Here is an 8,470-nt window from a genome sequence, read left to right on the forward strand (position 1 = left end):
CGTCGAGTAGTTCATGCCGACAACACCTAGTACGCCACGCTGCACGTCCTTAGACATAGCAACAACAGCGCCACCGATGATGCCACCTTGCGAATTACCATCGTAAAAAATTTCGCTGTTATCAAATACCGGTTTGCCATTTAGCTGAAATGCTTCGTTTGCGCCAAAACCATTTTCATGGCGCAGGGCGCGGGCGAGGAACAGGTAGTTCAGCAGGCCTTGCTGCGAGGCATCTGGAATCGTTGCGAAGTTAGATAGGTCCAACAGTATGCTTACGACATTGGCAACATCACCGGTGGAAAAGCCAAATAGATCGACACCACAAAACAAGAAATTGTGATCGTTACTGAATTCCGGCACCTGATCGTAGGTGACGGCCTGGTGGCCATCGAGCAGGCCATGGCCGTAGATGCCGGCGCGGGCTGGGTTTTCGCTAGAGGCCTGGGCCGGAATTTGGCAGGTAAATCGGGTTGTCATGGTTGCGACGGAGTCGGGAAGCTCGTCGCCATACACACCGTTCTGATCTGGTTGGTAGAACAAACGGTTGGGCGGCACTGCGCCGCCATCGGCAATACCAACGCCTTCAAAGAAGGTATTACAGCCATCGCGGAAATTCTCTTCGGGGATTTTGCTGCACAGGGTTTCTGCTTGTAAGCTGACATTGTCGACTGGTGCTGGGTCGGCTGGCGTAACGAAGCTGGGTACAGTAATTGTGCCTTCGATTCGGCGTGCCATGCCTCGACCTGGGTTATCAGTCACTTTGTCGATCGTGAATGTTGGTGCATTGCCGAGGTCGGTGATTTCTCCGGTGCTGCTTTCCTGTTGGCCTAAAGTCGCAAATGCTGTATCCCGCATATGGCGTAAGCGGCCTACCGTACTGGCGCTGCTGGCAACGGTAAAGTCCCAGGCGAGGTAGAGGTCGCTATTATTGATGGGGATGCCAGCATTATTTAAAACTGGGCGAACATCGCTGTCCCATGTTGCGCAGCGGTCGGCCAGCACTGGAATACCTTCAGCCTGTTGGTCTCGGCAAGCGCGGAAGGCGGGCTGGGGCTTGATAAACTCGCCACTGCTGGTGGCGCTTGGCAGCTGTTGCAGGACCACTACATAGCGACGGCCGTGTTCAAAATTGCGGGCCGGTCTAATAATGAGCGCGGCGCGTGCTGGCTTGCTGGGGTCTGGGTTTGCAATATTGCTGCCCGGAAATAACAGACCGGCGTTGAGGTCGATCTCAGCCCAAACGGGGTGAGGTTCACCGGTTTCCGCGTCGAGCACCAATACTGCAGAATTGTTGAGGTCTAATGATTCACTTAAGTGGCTAAGGCGGGGTGCGCCGGGCACAGTACCGTCTTCGTTAGCGGCCAGATCAGGAACAAAAGTAGTGATCATTTGTCCCGGCGAGAAGCCGTCATTGCGATTCCATTCGCTTGGGTCAATGGGTTTGCCAGCGGTATTGCGGGGCATGCCTAGAATATTGAAATTCACTTTCCTGCCGCTGCCGCCACGCTCACTTGATTGCACGCTGCCAGCGTTGGCTAGGCTTGTGAATTGATTGCTCGGGAACGGAAATAAGCAGTGAGCGGGGTCGAGCATATCGCAGCCCTGAACCTGCGCTTGGGCGGCGTGCAAAATAACTTCGCCATTGGCTGGCAGTGGGGCGCCGCCACTGACAATACCCGCGTAGATTTGATCGGCGGCTGCTTGCAGCGGCGCGCCGAGTTCGGGAATTGTCGAGATGCAGCGGCTACCATCTGGCGTACATACCGCAAGACCGGCCTGGACGTCGCGTTGCTGGCTCGAGCAGCCCTGCTCGTCGACCTCGCTACCGGCTGGGGTGTTGGGGCAGGCGTCGGACTCGTTTAAAACCCCGTCGCCGTCAGTGTCGGGGTCGGTGCCGGGCAGCAACGTGCTGGTATCAGCATTGACATCGGCTTGCCCAGTTTCGTCGGCAACATAAAGTGGCAAGGCGATGGTGCCGCTAATAGTTACCGCCGGAACACTCAGGTCGCGAGAAGCGGAGCTGGCAAACTGCGGGTGTACGGCATAAAACAATACCGCCAATTCGTCGCCATCGTTAATACGTTCGGCAATACCCACTAAGTCAATATCGTGTTCGCCGAGGCCGCGTATCGGTTGGACTTGGTCGTCGATCAAAACGTAGTTGGGGCTGTCTGGCCCACCAAAGGGGGCTTTTTTGCCAATACCGACAAAGGTAATACTATCGCAGCCACTGCGGGTGGCTAAGGATGGCGCGGAACAATCCTGCGCCGTCTCGTTGACGCCCGCAACGCTAGTCACAGTTACCGTGAGGTGCGGAATACCAGCGAGTATCGCGCTTGTATCGGCCTCAACGACACCCAGTGGCGCGTAGACCGGCAAGCTTGAACTCAAATTGCCATAGCCACTTGGACCATTGGGTACTGGTGTAACTGGTGTGACTGTACGGCGAGTAAATTTATTACTCGCGCCCGGCGCGATAACATCCTGCGCGTCGAGTTTGACCACATCATTAGCCGTGCCAAGTGCGAAACAGGTGTCCTTTGCGGTGTTCGCTGGGAATTCACTGGGACTAGCATGCAGGGGCTTTAAACGCGCATCGAACCATGATTTCTGCTCATTACTTGTGTAAAAACCACAGCTGCCAGCATCCACACTGGGTGAGTCTGGCGATTGCGCGCCGGGCAAAACATGGCCACCATTGTGGGTGTACAGGGAAACCTTGGCGCCGGCGGCGCTTAAGCACTGGTAGTTCCACCACGCTTGGTTGTAGTTAAACAGTGTGTCAATCATGCCCTGCGTTAGTAGTACTTCGAGTCCGTCAAAGTAGCTAAGTGGGTCATCGGCCTGCACTAAATAATCGCCGAAACCGAGGCGGCCATCTTCTTGCTTAGTAGGGGTGTTGTCACTGCCACTAGGGTCAAGCATGGGCACGGTGTCGCTGCCATAGCTTGGGTAGGGTAGGGTCGGTAAGCCTGAGGCTTTACACCAAGCGCCTAATCCGCCGCGGTAGGCGAACCAGTTCAGCGATTGTCGTGGCCATTCATTGGTGGCCACGCTGCGGGCAACGGTCTCTTGAATGAAAGGGTCTTGGCCATCTTGCAGGGCGACGTTTTCACCGGCTTGTAAATCCGCAAATGTTTCAGCCGAAATTAAGCTTGGCGAGCCAGAGGCGGTGCCGAGCGCGGCCAGGCCTGCGCCCCAAACAGTTTTGACAACATCGCCGGGGTTCAGCGCGTCGCGCAGATCGTGCCAAGTAATATCGGGGGCAATGGCGTCGAGACGTTTTTTGCTGTCGACTGCCAAGGTCAGCAGCTGATAGCCGCCGCCATAACTGCCGCCCTGTGAACCAATAAGAAGGTTGTCGCCGCCCGCGACGCTGGTGGCGTCGCTGGGCCTAGCAATAAATTCGCCGCTGGCTTCGTTGCGCCACGCGAGGTAGTCGAGGTTTTGCTCTACCCAGTCGAGTATGGCGATCAAATAGCGACCTTCGTACTCAGGGTCCATGCCTTTTGCCGTGCCGCTGCTGTCACCGAAACCGCGAGGGTCCCATGAAATGACCGTGTAGCCGTCATTTTGATAATTCGCGAAGCCAGAGGTTGAGCGACTGCCCGAATAACCGGGGCCATGAATCATCAACGGGTGGGCACCACGGTTAATATTGGCGCAGTCAAAGCTGGTAGGCTCCATAATTTGGAAGCTCACTCGCTGTACTTTACCGTCGGTGTCGGCAACGGGTAACACCACTTGATAGCTGCGGTTGCCCTCTAAATTAAATTCATCACTACAGGATGCATGTTTGAACTGTGCGGCGCTGCATCCGGTATTGTTTGCGGGGTCGCCAGCGGCGGTTGCTGGACAGCTATCGCTTTTGTCGCCGACGCCATCACTGTCGCTATCATTGCTTTCATTTGGATCAAAGGGGAAGGCGTCTTCCTCATCTTTAACACCGTCGCCGTCGTCATCGTCGTCAGTATTGTCGCCAATCCCGTCGCCGTCAGTGTCTTTGTTTTCCTTTGGATCAAAAGGGAAGGCGTCGTCTTCGTCTTTGACGCCGTCGTTGTCATCGTCATCGTCGGCATTGTCGCCAATACCGTCGAGATCGTTATCTTTACTTTCTGTCGGATCGTAGGGGAATGCGTCGCTGTTATTCGGTACGCCGTCGTTGTCGATGTCGTCGTCACAGGCATCGCCGAGACCGTCAAGGTCAGTATCGGTTTGCTCGGCGTTGGCTATGCTCGGGCAGTTGTCTGCGCCGTCGTTAAAACCATCGCCGTCAGTATCTGGGTTGAGTGGGTCGGTATCTGTTTCTTCTTCGTTAATGATACCGTCGCCGTCGGCGTCTACATCGCAGGCGTCACCGCGCTGGTCGCCATCGAGGTCGAGTTGGTCGGGATTGGCAACGTCTGGGCAGTTGTCGTCACCGTTCAGAATACCGTCGTTGTCGCTATCTTGGTTTTCGTCTATTTGATCAACACAACCATTGGCGTTCACTATCGTACCGGTAGGTGTATTTGGGCACTGATCTACCGCGTTATTTACACCGTCACCGTCGGCGTCGGTGCCGCTGTCGTAGTCGTATTGTCCATCGGCGATATCGGCTTCGCTGGCATCAATGTGGGCTTTTGCAACTTCTTTACTGACGAGTTCGCGTGCGCCGTCATTGTTTGCGGTGCGGGCAAATTCTGCTAAAACACTGCCATCGAAATTCCGGAAGTCGACGGTTCCACTGAATTTTTCTGCGGCCTGCACTACTGCGGCGTTGAGCTGGATACCGTTGGTAGGGTCTCTATCGGCATCTAAAGTAATTAAGAAACGGCCAATATTAATACGCGCGGTTTCATTGTTATTGGCTAATTGCCTAGGTGTGACAAATGCTGTGCTTGTCGATGTGGCAATCGTACCTAAGGGGATGCTACCTACGTAGAAGCGGACTGTTTCTGAAGGTACAAAACGAAAGCTACCGTCGGCTGGGGTAATAGACTCAAAGCTATTGTTGCGGGTGTAACGCAATCCTTTCACAGGCCCGTCTATTACGTAGCCAGTGTGACTGGTTTGTGACGAAGGTGACTGCGCGGGACTAGATGAACCGCTGCCTCCTCCACCACCACAGGCCGATAAAATAAGGCTAGATATAAGTAATGTGAGCGGCTTGATCGCGTATTTCATGCATACACCTCTGGCGTGTGGCAAAAGAGTTTATTTTCTCGCTGTAGGTAGCCAAGGGCAGGCTTGGGCGAGTTAAAGAGCACTTGGTATTATTGTTTGCACATGATTTCACGCTGGCAGAAATGCGTGTTGGCAGTGCATATATTGCGACTAGTATACATTTTGATCAAATAGTGACAATGGCATTAAGGGCCAATAACTTGGCGCTAATTGTGTTGAAATTACAGAAAGTGATAGGAATCAATGATATAACGATTTTTATTAGCTGCGACTTGGCCCGCGAATTAAGGTAATTTAATGCAAGAAGGGAAAAAGAGTGCGGCGTTTGAAGGAAATTGGAGGTTTAAAGCTCACGTGCAGTGAGGTAAATCCGTAAATCAAATTCCAGTTGATGATAATTGGGCAGCATATATTCGCAGAGTTTGTAGAAGGCTTTGTTGTGATCGGCTTCTTTGAAATGCGCAAGTTCGTGCACCACGATCATTTCCAAAAACTCGGGGGCCGCGGCTTTGAAGAGTGAAGCAATACGAATTTCCTTCTTGGCTTTGAGCTTGCCACCCTGAATTCGGGAGACGGCGGTGTGCAGGCCCAGCGCGCGGTGGGTGAGGTCTAGGCGATTGTCGAATAGCACCTTGTCGATTTGCGGGGCATTGCGCAGGTGAGTTTGCTTTATGTCGTTGATGTATTTGTACAGGGCTTTGTCACTTTGAATGTCGTGCTTTTGTCCGTAGCGCTGGTTGAGGTAACTATCTACTCGCTGATCAATAATCAGTTGGCGCACCTGGTTTTGTAGCTGCTCAGAATAGCCCTGCAGATATTTTAATTTAATGGTTTCGGCTGGGTGCTGCACGGTGCACTGTCCTCGTAAATAGGCTAAACGTCCAAGGGCTGATCAGGTTCCGCAAAATGTTTGTGTAACCCGCTGCTCTGGCTTAGCCGGCATGGCGTAGCGTAATTTACTGGGATCAAACTGGCTTGGTTCGGCCAATATATCGACGAGTTGATTAAAATAGCTAAAGTCACCCTCCGATTGCGCAGCACTAATCGCCTCTTGTACAAGATGGTTGCGGGGAATGAACACCGGGTTTGCCTTAAACATTTGCGCTTGACGATGGGCTGGACTTTGCTGGTCTTCAATAAGGCGCTGACGCCACTGCTGCAGCCACGGTGTGAATGCCTCATTAAAATCGAATAACTCACGGATACTGGTGTTGATGCACGCGGATTCGTTAGCCAGTTCGGCAAGGCGGCGAAAGCAGAGAGTAAAGTCGGCCTTTTGCGCTTCCATATTGCTGAGTAGGGCTTGAAACAGCGCGTCATCTGCCTCTTTAAATTGGCTTAGGCCAAGTTTGTCTTTGATGATGTTTTGGTAGGCATTTAGGTATCGCTCTGGAAAAGAATTGATTGCTTCTTGGGCAATGGCCACTGCGCTGTCTTCGGTGGCGGTGGGGCTATTATCCAGAATTGGCAGCAGGGCTTGCGCTAATTGCATTAGGTTCCAGTGAGCAATGCTCGGCTGGTTGCCGTAGGCATAACGGCCTTGGTGATCAATGGAGCTAAATACAGTACTTGGGTCGTAGGTCTCCATGAATGCGCAGGGACCGTAATCGATAGTTTCACCGCAGAGCAGCATATTGTCGGTGTTCATGACGCCATGAATAAAACCGATGCTTTGCCACTGGGCTAGTAAGCAGGCTTGGCGGCTAAGTATTTCCTTGAACATGGCCAATATCGGGTTGTCGGCATCGGCGGCTTCAGGGAAGTGTCGTTTAATAAGGTAGTCGCTCAGGGTTTGCAGAGCCTCGTTGTCGCGACGCGCGGCAAAAAATTGCATAGTGCCCACTCGAATATGGCTTTGCGCCACTCGGCTGAATACCGCGCCGGGTAGGCCTTGCTCACGAAATACCATTTCACCGGTGGTGACGGCGCCTAAGGCGCGAGTCGTGGGCACGCCTAGGGCGGCCATCGCTTCGCAGAGAATGTATTCGCGAATCACCGGTCCCAGCGGTGATTTACCGTCGCCGCCACGGGAGTAGGGGGTGCGGCCCGAGCCTTTGAGCTGCCAGTCGTAACGAATACCATCTTTGCCAATCAGTTCGCCGAGTAATACTGCGCGGCCGTCGCCGAGCTGGGGGTTCCAGCCACCAAACTGGTGGCCGGCATAGACCGCGGCTAGGCTTTGTGCGCCTGCGGGAACGTGGTTGCCGGCCATGCTGGCAATGCCCTCGGCGGAGGCGAGCCAATCCGAATTAATATTTAGTTGCTCAGCTAGGGCGGTATTGATACGAATCAGGCCTGGATTTGGCACTGAACTTGGCGCCTGCTCGGAATAGAATGGCCCAGAAAGGCGGGCGAAACTATTATCAAACACGGGGCTGCGGGATTCGCTCATGGCATTGACCTGTATAAAAACGGTAAAACGACGGGTTTAGACTACCGTTGAGAATGGTATTGAACGAATTGTACCCCAATCGCGAGGGCTTGCCTGTTATCGCATGGTGTATAGACGTGTTTTTGCTGCACAAGGTGACAGCTTTAGTGAAATACGCGACGAGAGCGCTCAGACCAAGTAAAATCGCGGCCAGTGGCTAAACGCAGGGCCAATTTTAGGCGCCTACTTGATGGTTAAAACGACAAATATAATAGCGTTAACGCCCAATTTACTAAGGATTTGAGCATTATGCCGTGGTTTACCCGTTTGTACTTTGTGCTGTGTCGAATGTTGTCAGCGCCCTTTCTTGCTGGCGTGAAACCGAAATTAATTCAATTTGACGATGCATTGCCCGATCAGCTTAGGGGCAAACCAGTTTGCTATGTACTGCAATTGCACAGCTGGACCGATCGCTTTCTACTTGAACGTATTTTCAAGGGGCATGACCTGCCATTGCTTCGTGCATCGCCGGGTAAATTACCCGATGCCGAGCGCGCCGCCTGTCTTTATTTGCCAGTTTTAGCTGGGCAGCGGGGCGGCTCTCGCGGTCAACAGACGATGGCGGCATTGATTGAACAGGCTGCACAAGGGGAATACCCCCTGCAGATTGTACCGGTCTCTATTTTTTGGGGCCGTAACCCGGGCAGCGAAACCTCGTTTTTCAAATTATTGCTCGGGGACGGTGAAAGGGCAGGTGCGCTGCGTAAATTACTGATTATTATCGCTCAGCGTCGCAATGTGCTGGTGCATATTGCCCAGCCGCTAACCTTTGATAAATTTGTGGCGCGCAAGAATGACCCAGAAGCCGCGGCGGCAATGCTGGCGCGAATGATGTCGTTTTATTTCTCACGCCGGGCGACGGCAAGCTTGGGA

Annotated in this window: 4 protein-coding genes; 1 reads left to right on the forward strand and 3 read right to left on the reverse strand. The window is 53.2% G+C overall.

The genetic code is table 11. The annotated features are described in order from the left end of the window. The 3 genes from ABYT30_RS11935 to ABYT30_RS11945 all read right to left on the reverse strand — a co-directional run. On the reverse strand, positions 1–5,166 hold a 5,166-nt coding region (locus ABYT30_RS11935), incomplete at its 3' end, for a thrombospondin type 3 repeat-containing protein (RefSeq protein ID WP_373096656.1). A gap of 343 nt (positions 5,167–5,509) precedes the next feature. After that, entirely contained in the window at positions 5,510–6,016 is a 507-nt protein-coding gene (locus ABYT30_RS11940; RefSeq protein WP_373079915.1) for a M48 family metallopeptidase, read from the reverse strand. Positions 6,017–6,058: 42 nt separating this feature from the next. Then, positions 6,059–7,558, reverse strand: a complete 1,500-nt coding sequence (locus ABYT30_RS11945) for a YdiU family protein (RefSeq protein WP_373096658.1) — start codon at positions 7,556–7,558, stop codon at positions 6,059–6,061. Positions 7,559–7,846: 288 nt separating this feature from the next. Here ABYT30_RS11945 and ABYT30_RS11950 point away from each other — a divergent pair. Next, a partial coding sequence (locus tag ABYT30_RS11950; RefSeq protein ID WP_373096660.1) for a hypothetical protein occupies positions 7,847–8,470 on the forward strand: 624 nt, incomplete at its 3' end.

The organism is Zhongshania sp., from assembly GCF_041623545.1.
Lineage (GTDB): Bacteria > Pseudomonadota > Gammaproteobacteria > Pseudomonadales > Spongiibacteraceae > Spongiibacter.

Coding starts and splice junctions, on each gene's coding strand:
- ABYT30_RS11945 (WP_373096658.1), bottom strand. CDS start 7,558: ATGAGCGAATCCCGCAGCCCCGTGTTTGATAATAGTTTCGCCCGCCTT.